The sequence below is a fragment of the Alistipes sp. HGB5 genome (assembly GCF_000183485.2).
Classification (GTDB): domain Bacteria; phylum Bacteroidota; class Bacteroidia; order Bacteroidales; family Rikenellaceae; genus Alistipes; species Alistipes finegoldii.
The window spans coordinates 109832-131205 of sequence record NZ_AENZ01000048.1; the positions used below are offsets into that span (position 1 = coordinate 109832).

The following is a 21374-nucleotide window of genomic DNA, read 5'->3' on the forward strand; positions in this document are numbered from 1 at the left end:
GCTCCGATTCTACACAACTACCGCTCCATTTTCCGCTCCATCTCGCGGATATAGCGCACCGCCGCAAAGTGCCCGGCCTGCGGCATGTTGCCGTGATCGAAGCCGTCGAACTCGTAAATCCGCACGTCGGGATGCCCCGCCACGCGCATCATGCGCCAGAAGTAGGCGTTCTCCTCGTAGCGGCCCAGCATCTCCCGCTCCCTGTCACCCGAAAGGATCAGGATCGGGCGGCAGTCGGGCCGCACGTAATTGAGCGGCGCCATGTCGTCCACCACCACCTGCGTGTCGGGAATCCCCATCTCGCGGCGGCGCGCGAAGTGGGTCACCACCTGCCCGCTGTAGGGAATCAGCGCCGCGAAGGTCGTGTCGGGGTCGATGCCGTAGGGTTCGAGCCAGCGCTTGTCCAGCCCGATCATCGAGGTCAGATAACCGCCCGCCGAGTGACCCGCCACGAAAATCCGCCGCGGATCGCCGCCGTACTCGGCGATATGCTTCACCACCCACGCCGCCGACGCGGCCGCATCGTCCACGCAGTCGGCCACCTTCACGTGCGGCGAGAGCCGGTACTCCACGCCCACCACGGCGAATCCCTTCTCCTTCAACGCTTCGGGAATTTCGCGCCGCCCGCCCGTCAGGCCGCCGCCGTGGTACCATATGACGGTCGTGAATCCCTCCCCGTCCGCCGGATAATAGAGGTCCAGCCGGCACATCGTGTCGATGTTCCGGTCGCCCCCGGCGTCGCGGTAGGCGATGTTTTTCACGGTCCTGTAAGCGCCCGGCCGGGCCGCGGCTCCCGCGCCGCACACGGCCAGCGCGAAAATCAAAGCGACGAGTCGTTTCATGTCGAGATAAGTTTATTCGGGTCATAAAGATAGGTAAAATCCAGTAAAAAACGCTATATTTGCCCATGATAAACATCCGCCCGGAGACGATGCGGCCCGGCCCGTCCGGTCTGCACAGTCTTTGCACAAATACATTACGATTCCGAAAAACGACCGAATTATGAAAATAGCCTGCCTGCAATTCAACCCGATACAGGAAAACACCTACGTCGTCTGGGACGACACCTCCGAAGCCGTCGTCATCGACGCCGGCAACAGCAACCCGCGCGAAGACGCCGCACTCGACAACTTCATCGCCCAGCACGGACTCAAACCCGTTCTGGCGGTCAACACCCACGGCCATTTCGACCATACGCTGGGCGTCGCGCACCTCAAGAAACGCTACGGCATCCCCTTCGCGCTCTCGTCCAAAGACCAGTTCCTGCTGGACAACGCCTCGACCAGCGGCAGCATCTTCGGCGTTGCGGTCGGCGAGATGCCCCCGGCGGACATCGACCTCGACACGACGCCCGAAATCCGCTTCGGCCACACCGTCCTGCGCGTGATCCACACCCCCGGCCACACCCCCGGCCATGTGGCGCTGTTCGACCCCGAATCCAAATCGCTCTTCACGGGCGACACGCTCTTCCGCGAGTCGATCGGCCGCACCGACCTGCCGGGCGGCGACTATTCGTGGATCATGCGCTCGATCCTCGACTCCCTGATCCCGCTGGGCGAAGAGGTCCGCGTCTACCCCGGCCACGGCCCCGAATCGACCATCGGCCACGAAATGCTCTACAACCCCTTCGTCGTCGAGGTCCTCAACCAAGAAGTGAACTACAAGAACTGAGGCCCCGCCTCGACACCGCAGCGGACGCCGTCCGGGAAAATCCGCTCCGCAAACCACCGGAAACGTGAAGACACTGATCCATAAAATCCTCTACCGAACCCTGCCGCTCGAAGGCTACCTGCGCGCCGTGAGCCGCCTGTTCTTCCTCTGGCAGCGGCTCGGCATCGGGCGTTACGCCCCCGCCACCGAATACGTCTACCACCTGCCGCAGCTCGTCCGCGCGGGCGACACGGCCATCGACATCGGCGCCAACCTCGGCTACTACGCCCGCACGCTCTCCCGGCTGACCGGCCCGGCGGGCAGGGTCTATGCCGTGGAGCCGGTTCCCCCGATCCTCGCCGTCCTGCGCCGCAACCTGTGCCGCTGCCGCAACGTCGAGATACTCCCCTACGCGCTGGGCACCGAGAACAAACCGATCACGATGGCCAACGACTCGGCGCGCGAAACGGGCTACTTCGGCACGGGACAGAACTTCGTCAACGACAGCGGCGCGGCCGCCGCCGCGCAGTTCTCGGCCCAGATGCGCCGGGGCAGCGAACTCTTCGCCGGACTCGAACGCCTCGACTTCGTCAAATGCGACATCGAAGGCTACGAAGTGGTGGTGCTGACCGAGCTGCGCCCGCTGCTCGAACGCTTCCGCCCCACGGTGCTCGTCGAGACGGGCGGCGGCAACCGCCCCCGCATCGTCGAACTCTTCACGGCGCTGGGCTACAAGGCTTTCACCCTCGAACACGGACGGGAAATCCCCCTGACCGCCGCAAGCGCCAAGGACATCATCTTCCGTCCGCAGTAATTTCAATTTTTCAATTCAGAAACATGCGCATCGACATCCTGACAGTCGTCCCCGAACTGCTGACCTCCCCGCTCAACGAATCCATCCTGCACCGCGCGCAGGAGAAGGGTCTGGTCCAGATCGTCGTCCATAACCTCCACGACTACGCCCACGACCGCCGCAAGACCACCGACGACTACCCCTTCGGCGGCGAAGCGGGCATGGTCCTCAAGTGCGAACCGGTCTTCGAACTGATCGAGAAACTCCAGTCCGAGCGGCATTACGACGAGATCATCTACACCTCGCCCGACGGCGTCCGCTACGACCAGCACGAAGCCAACCGGCTTTCGACGCTCGACAACATCATCATCCTCTGCGGCCACTACAAGGGCATCGACCACCGCATCCGCGAACACCTCGTCACGCGCGAAATCTCGATCGGCGACTACGTGCTGACGGGCGGCGAGCTGGCGGCCTGCATCATCGCCGATTCGGTCGTGCGCATCATTCCGGGCGCCATCGGCGACGAAGCCTCGGCCCTCACGGACAGCTTTCAGGACAACCTGCTGGCGCCTCCGGTCTACACCCGCCCCGCCGAATTCCGCGGCTGGCGGGTCCCCGACGTCCTGCTTTCGGGCAACTTCGCCCAGATCGCCCGCTGGCAGGAGGAACAGTCCTACCAGCGCACCCGGCAGCTCCGCCCCGACCTGCTGAACGAAGAGTAACCGCAACAAACCGCAAAGGCATGAAATACTACCTCATCGCCGGCGAGCCTTCGGGCGACCTGCACGGCGCAAACCTGATCGAAGGGCTTCGCAAGGCCGATCCCGAAGCGCAGTTCCGCTTCTGGGGCGGCGACCGCATGGCCGCCGCGGGCGGCGCCGCGAATCTGGCGAAGCACTACCGCGAAACCTCGTTTTTCGGCATCGTGCAGGTCCTCAAAAACCTGCGGACGATCAAACGGCAGATGCTCGAATGTCAGGCCGACGTGGCGGCGTTCGCCCCCGACGTGCTGATTCTGGTGGACTACCCCGGCTTCAACATGAAGATGGCCCGCTGGGCCAAGGAGCACGGCATCCGCACCTTCTACTACATCGCCCCCAAGGTCTGGGCGTGGCGCGAATGGAGGGTGAAGGCGATCCGCAAATACGTGGACCGGCTCTTCATCATCTTCCCCTTCGAACGCAGCTACTTCCCCCGGCACGGCATCGAACCGATTTTCGAGGGCAACCCGCTCGTGGACGCCATCGAGGCGAAACGCGCCGCGCTCCCCTCGCCCGACGAATTCCGCCGCCGCAACGGATTGGACGGGCGGCCGATCGTCGCCCTCTTGGCCGGCAGCCGCCGGGGCGAGATCCGCGACAACCTGCCGCTGATGGCCGACCTTTCGAAGAAGTTCCCCGGCCACCAGTTCGTCGTCGCGGGCGTGTCGTGGCTGGACAGGGCGCTTTACGAACAGTACATGGCCGGCAGCGACATCCGCTACGTCTGCGACCAGACCTACGAAACGCTCGCCGCGGCCGAAGCCGCCGTGGTGACCTCCGGTACGGCGACGCTCGAAACGGCGCTGCTCGGCATTCCCGAAGTGGTGGTTTACAGAACGTTATGGTTTCAGGTTAAACTACAGCCTTACGTATTGAACGTGCCTTGGGTGTCGCTCGTGAACCTCAACCTCGGCCGCGAGGCGGTTGCGGAGATCATCCAGTCGGGGCTCGACATCACGCGCGCCGAGCGCGAACTGCGGGCCGTCGTCGAAGGCGGCTCCAAGCGCGAAAAGATGCTCTCCGACTTCGACGAATTACGCAAAGTTATCGGAGGACCCGGCGCCAGCGACCGATTCGCCGCCCGGATGGTCGCAGAGCTGCATGCGACCGAAGCACAATAACCTGAAGTTATGGACGAAATTTTCATACACATCCTCACCGGCGTATTCCTGATCGTCGTCGGACTGCTGGTCAAGCGGTTTCCGATGCTGATTGCGGGCTACAACACCATGCCTGCGGAGAAGAAGAAAAACGTCGATATCGCAGGGCTGTCGTCGTTCATGCGGCGGCATCTGGTGATTATCGGGGCGTTATGGGTTTTACTTGCAGTAGTCCTGAACCTGACAGGCCAGCAGGATGCCCTGCCGGTCGTCTATGTAATTTACCTTCCGGTCTACGTCGTCTGGATGCTGGTCCGGGCACAGCGGTACGATCACAACAAACAGTAACGGAAAACCATGAAAATCATCTGCATAGGACGCAATTACGCCGCACACGCCGAGGAGCTGAACCACCAGATAAGGGGCGGGGCGGAAGACCCGGCCGAACGGTCTCGGCAAGCCGGGGGCGGAGCGGATACTCTGCCGGAACGGAACCGGCCGGGCTCCGGGGAGTGTTCCCCGGAGCCGATCTGGTTCCTGAAACCCGACACGGCGCTGCTGCGCAACAACGACCCGTTCTACATTCCCGCCTTTTCGCATGAGGTGCATTACGAGTGCGAGCTGGTGGTGCGCATCGACCGCGTGGGAAAGAGCATCGCCGAGCGTTTCGCACACCGTTATTACAAGGAGGTGGGGCTGGGCATCGACTTCACGGCCCGCGACCTGCAGCGGCAGGCCGCCGCCGAAGGTCTGCCGTGGGAACGCAGCAAGGCGTTCGACCGCTCGGCGGCGATTTCGCCGGAATTCGTATCTTTGCAGGAGCTGGGCGGCGACGTGCAGAAGCTGCGCTTCACGCTGGAGGTGAACGGCCAGACCCGCCAGACGGGCGACACGCGGCAGATGCTCTTTACGGTGGACCGCATCATCGCCGCCGTGTCGCGGTACATGACCTTGCGCATGGGCGATTTGATCTACACCGGAACCCCGGCCGGCGTGGGACCGGTCAGCCCCGGCGACAACCTGCGGGCCGTGCTCGAAGGGCGCGAACTGCTGAGTTTCGACATACGCTGACAGCGCGGAGACAGACTCCGCACCGATAAAAAGACGATTATGCGCCCTTCGTTCCGACGCTCCGCATCGCCGGTTTCGCCGCACGGCGGCAGGAAGCCCTTACGGGGCGGACCGGATTTGCAAACGCCGCCAAAGGCGGCGGCCGGGAGGCGATACGGCAAAAACCGCATATAACATTAAATAATAAGACCCTAAAAACAAGACCATGCTGCTGAAAGATAAACTCGAACCCTACCGCCTGCTGCTGGCGTCGCAGTCGCCGCGGCGGAGGGAGCTGATGACGGGCTGCGGCCTGCCCTACGAACCGGCTCCGAAATACGAGTGCGAGGAGATTTACCCCGACTCCCTGCCCGCCGAAGAGGTGCCGCTGTTCCTCTCGCGGCTCAAAAGCGAGGCCTACCCCGCGCCGCTCGGCCCGAACGACATTCTGCTGACGGCCGACACGGTGGTGATCTCCGACGGCGAGGTGCTGGGCAAGCCCTGCGACCGCGGGCAGGCCGCGCAGATGCTCCGCCGCCTTTCGGGACGCCGACACACGGTCGTTTCGGGCGTGACGCTGCGCACCGCCGGCCGCATGCACACCTTCTCGGCCGAAAGCGGCGTCTGGTTCCGACCCCTCTCGGAGGAGGAGATCGGCTACTACCTCGACACCTTCGCCCCCTACGACAAGGCGGGGTCCTACGGCATCCAGGAGTGGATAGGCTATGCCGCCATCGAGAAGATCAACGGCTCGTTCTACAACGTCATGGGACTGCCGATCCAGAAAGTTTACGTCGAATTGGAAAAATTTCTGCAATAATGAAACGCACACTGCTTACCCTCATCTGTTCGCTTTTCGCACTCGCGGCCTCGGCCGACGAGGGCATGTGGCTCCCAAGCCTGATTTCGCAGCGCATCGACGACATGCGCGCAAAAGGTTTCCGGCTCACGGCCGAAGACATCTATTCGATCAACAAGGCTTCGATGAAAGACGCCGTGGTGCTGTTCGACGGCGGCTGCACGGGCGAGCTGATCTCGGCCGAAGGACTGCTGCTGACCAACCACCACTGCGGTTACGACGCCATACAGTCGCATTCGAGCGTCGAGCACGACTACCTGACCCACGGATTCTGGGCCATGTCGCGCGCCCAAGAGCTGCCCAACGAGAAGCTCAACGTGAAATTCCTCGTCCGCATGGAGGAGGTGACCGACCGGCTGGCCGCAGGCCAGACGCAGGAGGAGATCGTCCGCAGGGCCGAGGCCGAAGGCAAGGGCTACAAGGCCGCCGTGGAGCAGATGTATTACGGCAACCAGCAGTTCCTGTTCGTCTACGAGCAGTTCGACGACGTGCGTCTGGTGGCCGCCCCGCCCTCGTCGATCGGCAAGTTCGGCGGCGACACCGACAACTGGATATGGCCCCGCCACACGGGCGACTTCTCGCTGTTCCGCATCTATGCCGGCAGAGACAACAAACCCGCGGCCTATTCGCCCGACAACGTACCCTACAAACCCAAGCGGCATTTCAAAATCTCGACCGCCGGAGTCGGAGAGGGCGACTTCACGATGATTTACGGCTTCCCCGGCAACACGCAGGAGTACATTCTCTCCGACGCCGTGGCCTACATCGCCGAGCGTTCGGACCCGGCGAAAATCGCCGTCCGCACGGGCCGTCTCGACATCATCTCGGCGGCGCAGCAGAGCGATCCGGCGCTGCGCATCCACTACGCCGCCAAGCACGCCTCGATCGCCAACGCATGGAAGAAATGGCAGGGCGAAGTGCTGGGCATCAACCGGCTGGGCACGGTGGCTTCGAAGCGCGCCTACGAAGAGGACTTCGCGGCGTGGGCGCAGGACAAACCCGAATACCGCAGCGTCGTGGCCGACCTGAAGGCTGAATACGCCCGCATCGCGGACGCCTACTTCGCACGCGAGATCACCCGCGAGACCCTCGACGCCCTGCCCAAACGCTACACCGCCGCGGAGCGGGCCGAAGCGGTCTTCGCACAGCGCGAAGCGACCGAGCGCGCCCTCTACAGATACCTCTTCGGCGAGTACGCGCGCCGCTGTCCGGTCCAGTATCAGGCGCCGGAGTTCCTCGCGGGCACAGCGGCCGCAGGATCGCCCGAAGCCTTCGCCGAACGGATTTTCAGCGACGTATGGGAAGGCTCCGACACCACGGCGGTCAATACGCTGGCCAGAGGCGCCAAGCGGATGCAGGACCATATCGAATGGCTGCTGGGCACCCGCTCGCTGCGCAACCTCAACAGCGCACGGCTCAACGAACTCTACACCGCCTACATCAAGGGACTGCGCGAGTGGGACGCCGGGCGGGCGTTCTTCCCCGACGCCAACCTGACCCTGCGCGTGGCTTACGGACACGTGGCGGGGTACGAATACGCCGACGGCGAGTATCACAAGCCCCGGACCACGATCGACGGCATCATCGCCAAGGACAACCCCGAAATCTACGACTACGACATTCCGCAGGCGCTGCGCGACATCCACGCCTCGAAGGAGTACGGACGCTGGGCCACGCGGATCGACGGCCGCACGACGGTGCCCGTCTGCTTCCTCGCCACGAACCACACCACGGGCGGCAACTCCGGATCGCCGATCCTTAACGCACGGGGCGAGCTGGTCGGCGTGAACTTCGACCGCACATGGCGTTCGACGATGAGCGACGTGGCCTTCGACGAGACGATCTGCCGCAACATAGCCGTGGATATCCGTTACGTGCTGTTCGTGATCGACCGCATCGGCGGGGCGGGCTATTTGTTCGGCGAAATGGACTTCGGCAAGAGGAAATAGAAAAATATCGCTACCTTTAGCGGATAAAAAATTCGACAGATGAGAATAATTCACTGCGCATGGGCCGCCGCGCTCCTTTCGGCGCTGGCGGCGGGTTCCTGCGCCAAAGATACGGCCGGGAACGGCGGCACGGGAACCACGGAGTCGTACAACGACAAGATAGACAGCTATCTGGCTGAACGCTATCTATGGAACGGCGAGTATGGGCAGATGACCCGCGACCTGACGATCGAATACGCCGCCGACAAAGACAACTTCCTGACGAGGACCCTGCTGGAGATGACCTCCAACACCCTCGACAAAAAGAGGTATACGGACGGAGCGGGACAGAATTATTACAACCTCTACTCCTACATCACCCGCAAAGCCCGGAGCCGCGCGGCCACGGAGCTGAAAACGCGCGGCGTCAATCACGGCGTCCGCAAGGAGACGGAATACGGGTTCGGATTCGCCCGGCTGGGGGTGGTCCGGTTCTCCAACACGGGGAAGGCCGGGTTTTACGTGATGGCGGTATATCCCGGCTCCCCGGCAGACAAGGCGGGGTTCAGACGGGGCACGATCTTCTCGGAGATAGACGGCGCCGAGATCGCCGATTCGGAGAGCGAATACACCCCCGTATACAAGCGGCTGACAAGCCCTTCGGGAGCCGCGTCGGTCCTCTTCAAAGTCCGGGAGACGGGTGAAGAGACCACCCTCACGGCGGAACGGCTCTACCCGAACCCGGTGCTCCGCGCGGAGGTCATCGAGGAGGGTGAGCACAAGATCGGCTACATGGTCTACAACGGGTTCGACGCGGCATATGACGACGACCTGCTGGATTCCCTCCGGAAGTTCCGCGACGCGGGAATCACCGATCTGGTGCTCGACCTGCGCTACAACGGCGGCGGGCACGTGATTTCGGCAAAGATGCTGGCGACGTGCATCGCAGGCGAAAAATGCGACGGCAAGGTTTTCCAGTATTACCGCTACAACGACAGCCGCATGGCCGATCCGGCGAAAACCCAGAAACAGACGGGAAATACGTACGATCAGGGAAAAGCGCTCTTTTACGAGAATTTCAGCTACGGCAACTACTACGGGGCGGACCTCACGCAGTACGCCCTCGACCTGCCGAGAATCTATGTGCTGACGACCGGCAGCACGGCGTCGTCGAGCGAGGCGGTCATCAACGGGTTGAGGGGAATTGACGTCGGCGTGACGCTGATCGGCGAGAAGACCAACGGCAAGAACGTGGGCATGGAGATCGACAAGTTCGACGACGGCGACTATTCGTACGAGCTGGCCCCGATCACGTTCGAAGGCTACAACGCCAAAGAGGAGACGGTGAACCCGGCCGGACTCGCGGTCGATTATGCGGTCGCCGACTGGAACAACAGACTGGTGGATTTCGGGCCTGAGGAGCCGATGCTCGCCAAGGCCCTGAGCCTGATTACGGGCCGCACCTACACGCCCGCTCCGGGCCGGAGCGCCGCAGGCATCGCGCCGATAACGGGTGTCTCGCTGCCGGAAGACGCGCGAAGACCCGCAGGCATGCTCGTCCTCTCCCCGCAGCACGGGGAGTAGTTCCGGGGCGCCGCCGGAGGATTCGACGCACGTCGTACCGCAGGTCGGCCGGCCGGCCCGCCTTGCCGCCGCAGGGCGGAGAAACGGCCCCGTTTCCGGATAAGGGAACCGAAGAAGCACAAAAATTGCCATTAACCGTCCTGAAAATTTGGCGGATTAAAATTTATACCCTATATTTGCACACCCGAAATCCGAAATTCGGAGGTAAGGCCCAGGTGGTGAAATTGGTAGACACGCTACTTTGAGGGGGTAGTGAACGTTTAGTTCGTGCAAGTTCGAGTCTTGTCCTGGGCACAAAAAGGCACTGAAAATCAGTGCCTTTTCTTATTTGCAGGATAGAATTTAGGATAAATTTCCGGCATCCTCTTCGAAATCCTTAAAAAGGAGCGGCCGGCAAATGTAGCAGCATTTTCATCCGTCTCTAATCGAAGATGACGCATTGTATCGTGCTGATCTTCTTAGGCCCCAGAGCCTTGGAAATCGAAGAACGCGGAACTGCTAAATTCCTCTCTCGGTTTGCTTTCAGACCGGGAGAGAGCTATTCGCTCAGGCGGGCGACCGTCTCCTTGGCCCTGCGGAGCAGGTCGGGCCACGGCCGTGCGGGGTCGTGCGCTTCGAAGGGACGCACCGCGGCTTCGAGTTCGGCGCGTTTTGCGGCGCCTTCGGGAGTGTTGTCCGAGGCCAGTTCGCCGCGCAGGATGCGGATCTTCTCGTAATCCTGAATCCCCTCCCGCAGCCGCTCGAAGCGGATCGACGAGCGGGCGTCGGGATAGACGAGGTAGGTGTCGCCCGCAGGCCATGCCGTGAAACGCGAGTCGCGCACGGGGTCGGCGGGCCACGAGTTATACGACCAGCGCAGCATGCCGTCGTAGCCGCACGCCGCGGCGAACCATGCCATATAGACCGCTTCCCACGGCTCGGAGAAGGTGAACGTATTGGGGAATGCCGACGAACAGCAGACGTAATAGGTCGTCAGCAGTCCGTCGCGGCGGCGCCGGGCGAGGTCCTCGTCGGCCACACGGCAGTCGATCTGCACGCAGACGTCGTCCAGATCGGCATAGCGCTTATAGCTGGCGTGGTTGTCGGCCATGGCGATTCCCAGTCCGGGAGCTGCGCTGCGCAGCAGGCCGATCGCCGCATCCATGGTTTCGGGCGAGCGCTCATCCATGGCGACACAGCACTTGCCGAGCCATCCTTTCGCGTCGAGGTGCGCTTCGAAATCCCGGAGGAAGGGTCGCCACATCGCTTCGAATTCGGGCGTTCCGGGGTTGGCCCGGACCTCGACGATGCGGTCCGCCGCCGCATCGTAATAGTGCAGTTCGTTGTTCCACGGCAGCATCGAATAGCAGTTTATCTGCCGGTCGATCCCCTCCCCGGCGCAAAGTCCGACCCAACGGTCGAAGAGCGAATAGTCGTACTCCCACGTGCCGTCGGCGCGCTTGGTCCAGCGGATCATGTCTTCATAGGCGTCGAAACACTGGTGGTTCCACGGGTCCTTGTTGAGCGTCGCCGTGACGACCTTCTGTCCGGCGTCGGCAAGCATCCGCACCAGCGGACGCAGGGCGTCGAAGTGCGCGTCGCTCCACAGGGCGAGACCCATTGTTGATTTTAACAAAGAACACAATATTACCAATAAATGAAGACTTACATGGATAAAAAAGTTTACTACGGAGAATACTCTCTAAAGCATTGGATTGAATTACTGTTAAAAAAAGATTTGGAGCTACCTCCTTATCAACGAAACTTTGTTTGGTTAGAAGAGCAAGTAAAAGAATTTGTGAATGGTTTGAAAGGGGAAATCTTTGTACCTCCTGTAACAATTGGAGTATGTAATAAGGATGGGGTAAATCATAATTTAATACTTGATGGGCAACAACGCTTATCTAGTATTCTGTTAGCATTTTTCGGAGTTTATCCTAAAAAAGATGCTTTTCCTCGTGATGAAGACGAGCGGGTCATGGCAGATGGTGTTGCGGAAGAAGATAATGAACCAGATGTAGAATACATAAATTGGTCACTGCGAATATTTGCTGACAAAGGACCGACAGTACAAGGTGTACAAAGCGCAATAACTCATCAACAATATAGCTTTGTAAACTATGGAATAACTGAAGACTTTTTTGAGAACAAATATCTTCCATTTTCCTTCATTATCCCTAATGCAGATAATGAAGCGGAACAACATGAATTTTATTCTTCCGTATTCCGTAACATAAATATTTTAGGAACTCCTTTAAATCCGATTGAAAGTCGTCAATCACTTTATTTCCTTAAATCAGAACTACAAAGTTTCTTTGATCCAGAATGTTGTAGAAATCTAAAAATTGAATTAGTCGGGAAAAATCAAGCATACGATTTTGTCAGGACAATGGCAATTTTATCGCAATATAAAATAGATGGAAGATTCAACCGACTTGCGCAAGGATATAAGCCAAAAATGGAGAAATACTATGAGGAATATATATATGCTGTTGTCAATGATAAAAATAATGGTGTATTTGTTCAATTCTCAACAATATTTCCTGACAAAGATTTCGCTCCAAGAATTACTCTATTAAATGATACTTTAAACGAACTTGGATATAATCAATTACATTTCAAGTCAATCATTGATTCTGATGTTTATATGTTTGGTCTTGTGTACAATACCGTAATAGAAGGAAACAATATAGATTTTACTCGTAAAGATGCTCTAATGAGGGAACTTCAAAATAAAATATCCTCTTTCAAACGGAATGATGGTCACAGAGCCTCTCCTTCATTATTGAAATATATGCGTACTCGTGTCGAACAATCTATAACTATATTCAATCGTTATGTCATACATCCAGCCCACTAACCATATACAGTTTATTCTGCGACCTGAAACGGCAATAATAAAAGAAGCGTTTAGATCTCTTGATGCTACTAATGGTGGCATTGAGACGTACCCAATTAGTGACTATTTACTCCATTCTCTCTTTTTGCGATTAACCGGAGCCCAAGAACAAAAGTTGAAATGTATATGTTGGGAAATGGCATGCAGGGACTATGAGTACCGCTATGAACGGTATGAACGCAAGCCATATGGCGAGTGTTCTAGTTACGATGATAAATGTATGGTGTATAATGATCTTTTGAATGAGATTAAAAAGCTTGATGAAACATTTGATATTACTGATGCTATTAGAGATGAAATACTTGATGACTGGAAAACTTCTATCCAATGTGTACTTGAAAATAGTTTGTTGGTGCGAAATTTCAAAAGGAGCTATGATGAATATAAATTGCTTATAATTACGATAGATAAAAGTTGGATAATGCAAGGCACACAATTGTTCCTAAATAAGAATAATATTAAAGCTGAAAAGAGAACTGCAACTTGCGGACTTAGTTTGCTGGAGATATTCAAGGAGTATGTCTATAAAGAACGTAATCGTTGTGCTCATAATACACGTTCTTATCAACACAATTTACCTTCTATAAGGGAAATGATGTCTCAAGGATACAAACTGCAAAATTATTTTTTATATATGTCAATCATCATCTTGTTAGATAAAATTTACATCAAACTATTTGAGGTTTATTTATCCAAACTGAAGTAATTTGTTTGCTGCTAATAGTTGCTTATATAGCCATCTGCGAAGATTCTGCGTGGGTGGCTCTTTTTTTATTTACGGTCATTTCTTATGTCTGCTTTATGAATCCCTTATGACAGGGTACACTACAATAAAAATCCACTACTGACATTCTCATTTACTTGTACTGATAATCAACACATAACCCTTATGAAGATTATGTTTCGTTACTGCTTTTCTATGTGATATTTTTCATCATAAAATCAGTATTTGAAATCACTGTTACTTTGCCGAAAAATCGAACAAATAATAAGCAATAATATGAGCGAAAAGAGCATTACTTTTGAAGATTTGCCCAAGGCAATGTCGTGGATGATGGATAAACTGAATGAATTGGATTCCAAGATTGACGGTCTGAACAATCAAAACTCAAATGTTCCAACCGAGCAATGGATGAACCTTAAAGAACTGTGTGAGTATATCCCCAGTCATCCGGCAGAACAAACTGTATATGGTTGGACGAGTTGCCATCTAATCCCATTCCACAAAAGAGGGAAACGTATCATGTTCCTAAAATCAGAAATAGACGAGTGGCTCCATGCCGGCAAAATAAAATCTGATAAAAATTTGGAAGGTGAAGCCGCCCAATTCATAAAATCAAAAAGAAATACCAAATTCTAATGGATTCAACCAATTTATGCAATGCACTCAGAATGGAATTTGAAGGGGTCTTTGAAAACAAGATTCCCTTGAATGCTTTTCCTTCCAAAATTCAGGATATGATATTGGTTTTATCTCGACAGGAGAATTATTCCATTGAATACACGATGGCTTCTCTTTTGGTGGCAGTGTCAACCGCTATCGGCAACGCTGTCAATATCCGTATTCGTGGTGGTTGGATTAGTAATCCTGCCCTTTATATGATATTGGTAGGTCGTCCCGGAATGGGTAAAACTCCACCATTGGATTTTGCTTTCCGCCCTATCCGCAAGCATGATGCACAAGCTGTCAAACAATTCAAGTTGGAGATGGAGCAATATAACAATCTGATAGAAAGTTATAAAGGCAAGAAAGAAAACACTACTCCTTTGCCTGATAAACCTATTTTGCGGAGAACTATTATATCAGACTTTACTCCAGAAGCGTTAATGCGTGCGCTTGATGATAACCAGAGAGGTATTGTGGTATATGTGGATGAGATTATGGGGATGTTTAATGCTGTGAACCAATATAGCAGAGGACAACTTATTGAACAGCTATTGACAGCGTTCAGTGGTAAGCCTTTAGATATTTCAAGATGTAGTATGCCTATACCGATTCATATAGAACATCCCTTTATAAATATTGTCGGTACGATGCAAACAACTCGTATGCACGAACTGATAGGGAAAGGTTATAAAGAAAATGGATTGATTGACCGAATTATTTTTGTTTATCCATCGTCCCAAGAAATTTCTGATTGGCAATTAGATGAAGACTCTTCCTTTGCAACTTTTGAGAAATACTCGGCTATGTGGAAATCAATAATTGACAAGGTGGTTAGCTTGCCTTTTGTAGAGAATGAGAATGGTGGAAATATACAAAATATTCTGGATTTTTCTTCGGAAGCCAAAGCCTATTTTACAAATTGGCGTAATAATGCAATTCGAACTATCAATCAAATTCAAGATGACGGACTGGTGGATAGCAGAGTAATTAAGACTCCCATGATAACGGCTCGTTTAGCATTGATCCTGCAAATCCTTCGTTGGGCTTGTGGAGAGGTTCATAAGGATTTTGTGGATATAGATTCAACAAAATCGGCTATTGCTTTAAGTGAATATTTTGAGTGTTGTTATTCTGACATTCAGAAATATATGTTGAAAGAGAGCGTCGAACCTCAGAAAAAAGAATTACTTGATTGCCTTTCCGAAAGTTTCACTACTGCTGATGCCATTCAAGCCGGAAAAGAAGTAGGGTTGTCGGGAAGGTCGGTAATGTATTCTTTGGTTAGCCTTGCTACAAATAAGATTATCAAGAAGGTAAAGCGAGGTGAATATGAGAAGCTGCAATAAACGACACCTTTTGCAGTTTGCAGTTGTTGCAGTTTGCACTTTGCCCTTATATAGGATTTCTGCAAAACTGCAATAAGTGCAAACTGCACGAGTTGCAATAATAAAACGATAAATATGGTCGAATACAGATTTTCCCTTCAAAAATATAAGCGAGGTTCAAAACTTTCATGCCCGAACTGTGGAAAGAAGCAATGTTTTGTCAAGTACATAGATAGCCAAGGGAAAATAACCTTTCCAGATTATGTGGGCAGATGTGACCATGAGCAATCTTGCCAATACCATTACACTCCATCGGATTATTTTCATGATAATCCAATGGTGATGGATTACGACAAGAATAATTTCATTGAAGCTGATAAGTCTAAGCCTCAATTGCCATCTCCTACCTCTTTTGTTGATAAAGATCTAATGGAACGTACTCTTACCAACTATGGTATGAATCCATTGTACATTTACCTTTCCGGAGCATTGGGCAAAGACGAGACTTCCCGAATATTCCAACTGTATCGTGTTGGTACATCAAAGAAGTGGGGTGGTTCTACTGTCTATTGGCAAATTGATTGGCAGGGTAATGTACGAACAGGTAAGATAATGTTGTACGATGTAAAAACAGGACATCGGACAAAAGAGCCAAGAAGTTATGTAAGTTGGGTACATACGGAACTGAATTTCCAGAACTACCATTTGAAGCAATGTTTGTTTGGCGAACATCTGTTGTCTGATAATTCGACCAAACCTATAGCTATTGTGGAAAGCGAAAAATCCGCTTTGGTAGCTACCCATTATATGCCGGAGTTTATATGGCTGGCTACCGGTGGAATGCACGGATGTTTCAAGCCTGATGTGATAAGTGTTTTGAAAGGAAGGTCAGTTATGCTATGTCCGGACTTGGGAGCAAAAGAAGTTTGGCAAACCAAAATGCCTTTGCTCACTTCCGTATGTTCCAAAGTTGTATTGAGTGATAGTCTGGAACAATGCGCTACAGACGAACAGCGCAAGAACGGACTGGATATTGCGGATTTCTTATTGATGACCGACACTCCACAAATGATTCTTGATAAAATGATACAGCGTAATCCTGCTTTGCAGACACTCATTGATGAATTGGGGCTGAAGTTGGTAGAAACAGAATAAATACAATAGAAAAAAACATCGGACAGCTCGCTGTCTTTGGAAAAGGGTTTGTAAAATCCCGTAGTTTATTAGGGCATTTTCACCGCTTTCACTCTCCGAGTGGCAGTAAAAAAGCCCATAAGCGGAGGGATGCCCTCTCGATGCCCGGCTGCCTGTGGCACATAAGGCGGGATTTTACAACCAAAGAATCAGTGTATAACAATAAAAGGAAGTGAGATATGAGTAATACGCAATACGCAGTCTGTCACCTGCAACGTGGCAGTGGTAATGATTCTGGTATGTCATGCCATATAGAAAGGAAAGATGCCAAGAGGGAAAAATATGTACCCGTTAATGCCGATGCAAACAGAACACACCTCAATCGGGAACTGGTTGCATTTCCTGCAGGAGTGAAGAACAGGACGGATGCCATACAATATCGGATAGACCATGCCGGACTGCATCGCAAGGTCGGCAAGAATCAGACAAAAGCCATTCGCATCATCCTAACCGGGACACATAAACAGATGATGAAGATTGCCAAAGAAGACAAGTTGGATAATTGGATAGATGCCAATCTGAAATGGCTGAAAAATACTTTTGGAAGCGAGAATCTTGTTTCTTGCGTATTGCACATGGACGAGAAAACTCCGCACTTGCATGCCACTATCGTCCCCATTATAACAACAGAACGGCTTCGTAAGAAGCGTGAGGGTGAGAAGAAGTATGCAACGAAGTCCGGGGCACGTCTATCGGCAGATGATGTGATGAGACGTAGTAAGCTGCACGAATACCAGAACAGTTATGCAGCAGCCATGAAACCATTCGGATTGCAACGTGGCATTGTCGGTTCTACAGCAAAACATCTGGCAAACTTAGAATACTATAAGCAGCAGATAAATCGGTATGAGGAAGACATCGCCAAATTGCAGGCAGACATTGAAAAAGCACATGAGGGGAAAAACACAATTCTTTCGTGGTTTGGCAAGGGGGATTTGGCTAAAGCGAAAAAAGAGCTTGCGAGTAGGGATGAGCAGATTGCCAAACTCAAAAATCAGATTAAAACCCTCATGGCTGAAAAGTCTCAACTGAAAGAAAAACATAGGGGAGAGATAGAACAATTAAGGAACGGCTATCAAAAAGAGATAGACAAGGCTATACGTATGGCAGAAAAAGCTGACCGACAATCCAAAGAAAAGGATTCTGTTATAGATAAGTTGAACGTACGCATTGAGCAGCTCGACCGTAAGGCAAATCCTCAGCGTTACAGTCTGTCATCCGGAGCGGAACTTGTTCACCATTTCATCCCTAATTATAATAATCCCAGTCTGCATATTTGGACACAGGTAGGTAATGAGAAATACGACTCTATAAAATATGTTGATTGGCTCAATCCGATATGGGAAAGTTTTACCAAAGATGAAGCTACCATTTATGAATTGATAAATGATGTATTTGAGCCTCATGAACAGGTCAATAAAGCACAAGCCAACTTACTTGGAGTGGCTTTTGAACTTGCTACAGGTGGGCAGGCACAAGTCCATATCGGAACAGGTAGCGGAGGTTCATCTTCTGAACTCCCTTGGGGAGAACAGAAGACGAAAAACTCACAGCGACGCAGATAAATTGTTTTTACCAAGTTATAATCTTATCCACAATTTCCTGCTGTTCGGCACTGCTACGCCTCAAATAAATACGAGTGGTTTCAATGCTTTCATGCCCCATCAGGTCTGCAAGTAAAGAAATATCGTTGAACTTCTCCAAGAAATTCTTGGCAAAGCGATGGCGAAACGAATGAGGATAAACCACTTTCTCGTTCAAACCATATTTTGTGGCATAGTTTTTTAACTGCTGCGCAATACCTCTGGTGGTGATACGCTCGCCAAAGCGATTGAGGAATAGATAACCGCTTGTACGATTGGTACTATTGAGCCACTCCGTAGCTTCCTTGCGGAGTGATTTAGGAATATAGATACGGCGTATCTTGCCACCTTTGGTATAGATGTCAAAATAACCTATCTGCACGTGTTCCACCTTCATTTGTATAAGTTCACTGACTCTTGCACCTGTGGCTGCGAGAAAACGAACAACGAAATACCATTCTTGGTTTTCTTCCTTTTTTAGTTTGTTTTTCAGAAAAGCGTAGTCGGCATTACTGATTACATTTTCCAGATAACTACGCTGTTGTACCTTGACGGATTTTAATCTCAAACGAGATTTATTCATATAGTCAAGATACTTGTTCATTGCCTGAATACGTAGATTTACGGTTTTAGGCTTGAATTTCTCAATGAGATAAGTCTTATAAACAAGCAGATTTCGCTTGTTCAGTTCCTTGTGCCGGGAATAATACTCTTTTACGGCATAGCGGTAAGCTGCAATCGTGTTCTCTGCCATATTCCCTTGACGAAGATACGTTTCAAAATTTTCAATGTTCATGTTTGATACATTATTAGTTAAACAATTCATTATCATTAATAATGTATAGCATTCACAAATTCATTGAGTTCCTATTATGAGAAGTTTCTCGCTACGGGCGAGGTGAAGTGTATTGATGAGGAGATTCCGTTTGAGATTCCACAGGGATGGGAATGGAGCAGAATGGGAAGTATTGGGGATTGGGGCGCAGGAGCAACCCCAGCAAAGGGAAATACAAGTTATTATGGTGGTAATATTTTATGGCTTAGAACTGGTGAACTCAATAATAGCATTGTGAATGATACCGAGATAAAAATCACAGATAAAGCATTAAAAGAATGTTCTTTAAGATTGAATAAAGCCGGAGATGTATTGATAGCAATGTATGGTGCTACGATTGGTAAGGTTGCTATAGCAGGGTGTGAGTTAACAACGAATCAAGCTTGTTGCGCATGTACCCCTATAGGAATCTTTAATTACTACCTCTTTTATTTTCTTATGGGAAATCAAGTGGACTTCATCAAGAAAGGAGAAGGGGGAGCTCAACCAAATATTTCAAGAGAAAAATTAGTAGCTCACTTAATGCCTATTCCACCTATACAAGAACAACATCGAATAGTTGAGCGTATAAAGGATGTTTTGCCTCTGACTGACAAATATGCACATTCCCAAATAGCTTTGGATGAACTAAACAGAAGTATTAATGGCAAACTTAAAAAATCAATTCTTCAAGAAGCCATTCAAGGGCGACTTGTTCCACAAGTTGCAGAAGAAGGAACAGCACAAGAGTTACTTGAGCAAATAAAGTTAGAGAAACAGAAACTTGTAAAAGAGGGAAATTTGAAGAAATCCGCTTTGTCGGATTCTGTTATCTACAAAGGTGACGATAACAAGTACTTCGAGAAGATTGGTACAATTGAAAAAGATATAACTGACGAAATACCATTTGAGATACCAAATTCTTGGTGTTGGATAAGGCTGAATAATCTCTGTAATATTACAAATGGCTTTACACCGTTAAGAACAGAACCTAAATTTTGGGAAAATGGTAACATTAATTGGTTTACAGTTGAAGATATTCGTAAACAAGGGGAATATATATATCAAACAACTCAAAAAATTACGGAATTAGCAGTTAGTAAGGATAGAATTGTAAGAGCTGGCAGTGTGTTGTTGTGTTGCACTGCCTCTGTTGGCCAATGCGCCATGACCATGATTCCTACTACTACAAATCAGCAATTTAATGCTTTAACTATCAAAGAAGAGTATCGTTGTCTTGTCAATGATGAATTCTTGTATTTATTTGTAAAAACATTGGCACCAATATTACATGATTTAGCAGGTAAAACGACTTTTGAATTCATTTCGGTAAAGAAAGTTGGAAACATCCTAGTTCCTATCCCACCAGTTTTAGAACAGTGTAGGATATGCAAAGTAACCAATAAGGCAATAGCAAGTATTATGAGCAGGTAGGTAAAAAGTGCTTAGATATAACAGAACAGATACCTTTTGAAACTCCCAAGAATTGGGTATGGACAAGACTTTCTCATATTGCAAACATTTACACTGGCAACAGTATTAGTGAAACTGAAAAGAAATCAAAATTTACAGATGTTATAGGACGTTATTATATTGGAACTAAGGATGTTGATTTTAATAATCGGATTATTTACGATAATGGCATTGCGATTCCAAAACAATATGAACCTGATTTTAAACTTGCTCCCAATAACTCAATATTGATGTGTATTGAAGGTGGAAGTGCCGGAAGAAAAATTGCAATACTGAATCAAGATGTATGTTTTGGGAATAAGTTATGTTGTTTCTCACCATTTGTTGGAATCGGGAAATACATGTACTATTATCTACAGTCACCATCGTTCTTTGAACTATTTAACCTAAATAAAACGGGCATTATAGGTGGTGTAAGTATAGCAAAAGTAAAAGAAATATTAATACCATTACCTCCGATTAAAGAACAACAACGCATTGTTGCTCAAATAGAAAAACTATTTGAGCAACTGCGATAGTTTATTTATCCGTTTTGCAATACGCTGCTGTTCTTGATAAGGTGGAATACCAATAGGCAGATTGTAGAATAACTCTTTATTGAGGTGCGGAATAGCCGCACCTCTTTTTGAATTTCTCAAATCCTCTTTATAGAACAGAATGAAAGCCAAAATATATGGTTTCCACATAGCCGAAGAGAGCCATAACTGTTTGAATGTACTCCCCATATACCCATCTTGCGGAACAGTGAAAACTTCACCTGAATTTTCACCATCTACAAGAATGATGTTATCTCCGGTATAGACAAATTTTCCTTTCTCTACAATGATAGCAGATGATTTTCCACGTAGGTATTTTGCATCCAGACAAATACCCTTTTCGTTTTTCTTTTCACCGTCTATTAGTTGGCATATATCTTTCAAACGTAATACAGCCCAGCTATTGGGATATTCAAAAGAAAGCTCAATTTCAATGATTTGCCCGTTTATCCTCTC

Annotated in this window: 21 protein-coding genes and 1 tRNA gene; 18 read left to right on the forward strand and 4 right to left on the reverse strand. The window is 50.9% G+C overall.

The window, feature by feature from the left end; genetic code table 11:
- Positions 1 to 17: 17 nt before the first annotated feature.
- Positions 18 to 842, reverse strand: a complete 825-nt coding sequence (locus HMPREF9720_RS07770; protein WP_039940189.1) for an alpha/beta hydrolase — start codon at positions 840 to 842, stop codon at positions 18 to 20.
- Positions 843 to 1002: 160 nt separating this feature from the next.
- Between HMPREF9720_RS07770 and HMPREF9720_RS07775 the strand changes: the two genes are divergently transcribed.
- The 10 genes from HMPREF9720_RS07775 (at position 1003) to HMPREF9720_RS07820 (ending at position 10022) form a co-directional block, all read left to right on the forward strand.
- On the forward strand, positions 1003 to 1671 hold the full coding sequence (locus HMPREF9720_RS07775; RefSeq protein ID WP_039940204.1) for an MBL fold metallo-hydrolase: 669 nt from the start codon (positions 1003 to 1005) through the stop codon (positions 1669 to 1671).
- 64 nt (positions 1672 to 1735) lie between these two features.
- Positions 1736 to 2464, forward strand: coding sequence for an FkbM family methyltransferase (locus tag HMPREF9720_RS07780; RefSeq protein WP_009597578.1), 729 nt, complete (start codon positions 1736 to 1738; stop codon positions 2462 to 2464).
- A 23-nt stretch (positions 2465 to 2487) separates the two neighbouring features.
- The gene (trmD, locus tag HMPREF9720_RS07785) at positions 2488 to 3168 is read left to right on the forward strand and encodes a tRNA (guanosine(37)-N1)-methyltransferase TrmD (RefSeq protein WP_009597642.1); all 681 of its coding nucleotides are present in this window, start codon (positions 2488 to 2490) and stop codon (positions 3166 to 3168) included.
- Positions 3169 to 3188: 20 nt separating this feature from the next.
- Positions 3189 to 4328: a lipid-A-disaccharide synthase gene (lpxB, locus tag HMPREF9720_RS07790; protein WP_009597706.1), complete on the forward strand. Its 1140-nt coding sequence runs from the start codon at positions 3189 to 3191 to the stop codon at positions 4326 to 4328.
- Between the two features lie 9 nt (positions 4329 to 4337).
- Positions 4338 to 4655, forward strand: coding sequence for a DUF3784 domain-containing protein (locus HMPREF9720_RS07795; protein WP_009597592.1), 318 nt, complete (start codon positions 4338 to 4340; stop codon positions 4653 to 4655).
- A 9-nt stretch (positions 4656 to 4664) separates the two neighbouring features.
- Positions 4665 to 5378, forward strand: a complete 714-nt coding sequence (locus tag HMPREF9720_RS07800; protein WP_009597648.1) for a fumarylacetoacetate hydrolase family protein — start codon at positions 4665 to 4667, stop codon at positions 5376 to 5378.
- Between the two features lie 205 nt (positions 5379 to 5583).
- Complete coding sequence (locus tag HMPREF9720_RS07805) at positions 5584 to 6177, forward strand: Maf family nucleotide pyrophosphatase (RefSeq protein WP_009597566.1); 594 nt, start codon at positions 5584 to 5586, stop codon at positions 6175 to 6177.
- Positions 6177 to 8165 carry a S46 family peptidase gene (locus HMPREF9720_RS07810; RefSeq protein ID WP_009597664.1) on the forward strand — a complete coding sequence of 663 codons (1989 nt, stop codon included), beginning with the start codon at positions 6177 to 6179 and terminating at the stop codon, positions 8163 to 8165. The genes HMPREF9720_RS07805 and HMPREF9720_RS07810 overlap by 1 nt, the downstream gene beginning before the upstream one ends.
- A gap of 39 nt (positions 8166 to 8204) precedes the next feature.
- Positions 8205 to 9728: a S41 family peptidase gene (locus tag HMPREF9720_RS07815; protein WP_009597692.1), complete on the forward strand. Its 1524-nt coding sequence runs from the start codon at positions 8205 to 8207 to the stop codon at positions 9726 to 9728.
- Positions 9729 to 9937: 209 nt separating this feature from the next.
- Positions 9938 to 10022: transfer RNA gene (locus HMPREF9720_RS07820), tRNA-Leu, on the forward strand.
- Between the two features lie 244 nt (positions 10023 to 10266).
- Here the strand turns inward: HMPREF9720_RS07820 and HMPREF9720_RS07825 are convergent.
- Positions 10267 to 11343, reverse strand: a complete 1077-nt coding sequence (locus HMPREF9720_RS07825) for a DUF4091 domain-containing protein (protein WP_244989973.1) — start codon at positions 11341 to 11343, stop codon at positions 10267 to 10269.
- A 33-nt stretch (positions 11344 to 11376) separates the two neighbouring features.
- Between HMPREF9720_RS07825 and HMPREF9720_RS15110 the strand changes: the two genes are divergently transcribed.
- The 6 genes from HMPREF9720_RS15110 (at position 11377) to mobV (ending at position 18077) form a co-directional block, all read left to right on the forward strand.
- Positions 11377 to 12567 carry a DUF262 domain-containing protein gene (locus HMPREF9720_RS15110; protein WP_009597651.1) on the forward strand — a complete coding sequence of 397 codons (1191 nt, stop codon included), beginning with the start codon at positions 11377 to 11379 and terminating at the stop codon, positions 12565 to 12567.
- A complete protein-coding gene (locus tag HMPREF9720_RS07830) occupies positions 12545 to 13312 on the forward strand; it encodes a hypothetical protein (RefSeq protein WP_039940191.1) in 768 nt (255 codons plus the stop codon). Before HMPREF9720_RS15110 ends, HMPREF9720_RS07830 begins: the two co-directional genes overlap by 23 nt.
- Positions 13313 to 13606: 294 nt before the next feature.
- Positions 13607 to 13966 (forward strand): helix-turn-helix domain-containing protein, encoded by a 360-nt coding sequence (locus tag HMPREF9720_RS07835; protein ID WP_039940193.1) that lies wholly within the window; start codon positions 13607 to 13609, stop codon positions 13964 to 13966.
- The gene (locus HMPREF9720_RS07840; RefSeq protein ID WP_009597570.1) at positions 13966 to 15339 is read left to right on the forward strand and encodes a DUF3987 domain-containing protein; all 1374 of its coding nucleotides are present in this window, start codon (positions 13966 to 13968) and stop codon (positions 15337 to 15339) included. The genes HMPREF9720_RS07835 and HMPREF9720_RS07840 overlap by 1 nt, the downstream gene beginning before the upstream one ends.
- Before the next feature lie 114 nt (positions 15340 to 15453).
- Positions 15454 to 16473 (forward strand): DUF6371 domain-containing protein, encoded by a 1020-nt coding sequence (locus HMPREF9720_RS07845; RefSeq protein WP_009597652.1) that lies wholly within the window; start codon positions 15454 to 15456, stop codon positions 16471 to 16473.
- 218 nt (positions 16474 to 16691) lie between these two features.
- Positions 16692 to 18077, forward strand: a complete 1386-nt coding sequence (gene mobV, locus HMPREF9720_RS07850; RefSeq protein ID WP_009597602.1) for a MobV family relaxase — start codon at positions 16692 to 16694, stop codon at positions 18075 to 18077.
- 7 nt (positions 18078 to 18084) lie between these two features.
- On the opposite strand, the gene HMPREF9720_RS07855 is transcribed toward mobV, so the two are convergent.
- On the reverse strand, positions 18085 to 18891 hold the full coding sequence (locus HMPREF9720_RS07855) for a tyrosine-type recombinase/integrase (RefSeq protein ID WP_009597683.1): 807 nt from the start codon (positions 18889 to 18891) through the stop codon (positions 18085 to 18087).
- Between the two features lie 102 nt (positions 18892 to 18993).
- Here HMPREF9720_RS07855 and HMPREF9720_RS15115 point away from each other — a divergent pair, with 102 nt between their 5' ends.
- Together HMPREF9720_RS15115 and HMPREF9720_RS15120 are read left to right on the forward strand one after the other, a co-directional pair.
- Positions 18994 to 20343: a restriction endonuclease subunit S gene (locus tag HMPREF9720_RS15115; protein WP_139022474.1), complete on the forward strand. Its 1350-nt coding sequence runs from the start codon at positions 18994 to 18996 to the stop codon at positions 20341 to 20343.
- A 104-nt stretch (positions 20344 to 20447) separates the two neighbouring features.
- Positions 20448 to 20900, forward strand: coding sequence for a restriction endonuclease subunit S (locus HMPREF9720_RS15120; protein ID WP_244941249.1), 453 nt, complete (start codon positions 20448 to 20450; stop codon positions 20898 to 20900).
- Here the strand turns inward: HMPREF9720_RS15120 and HMPREF9720_RS07860 are convergent.
- On the reverse strand, positions 20880 to 21374 hold a 495-nt coding region (locus HMPREF9720_RS07860), incomplete at its 5' end, for a restriction endonuclease subunit S (RefSeq protein WP_254654373.1). The genes HMPREF9720_RS15120 and HMPREF9720_RS07860 overlap by 21 nt on opposite strands.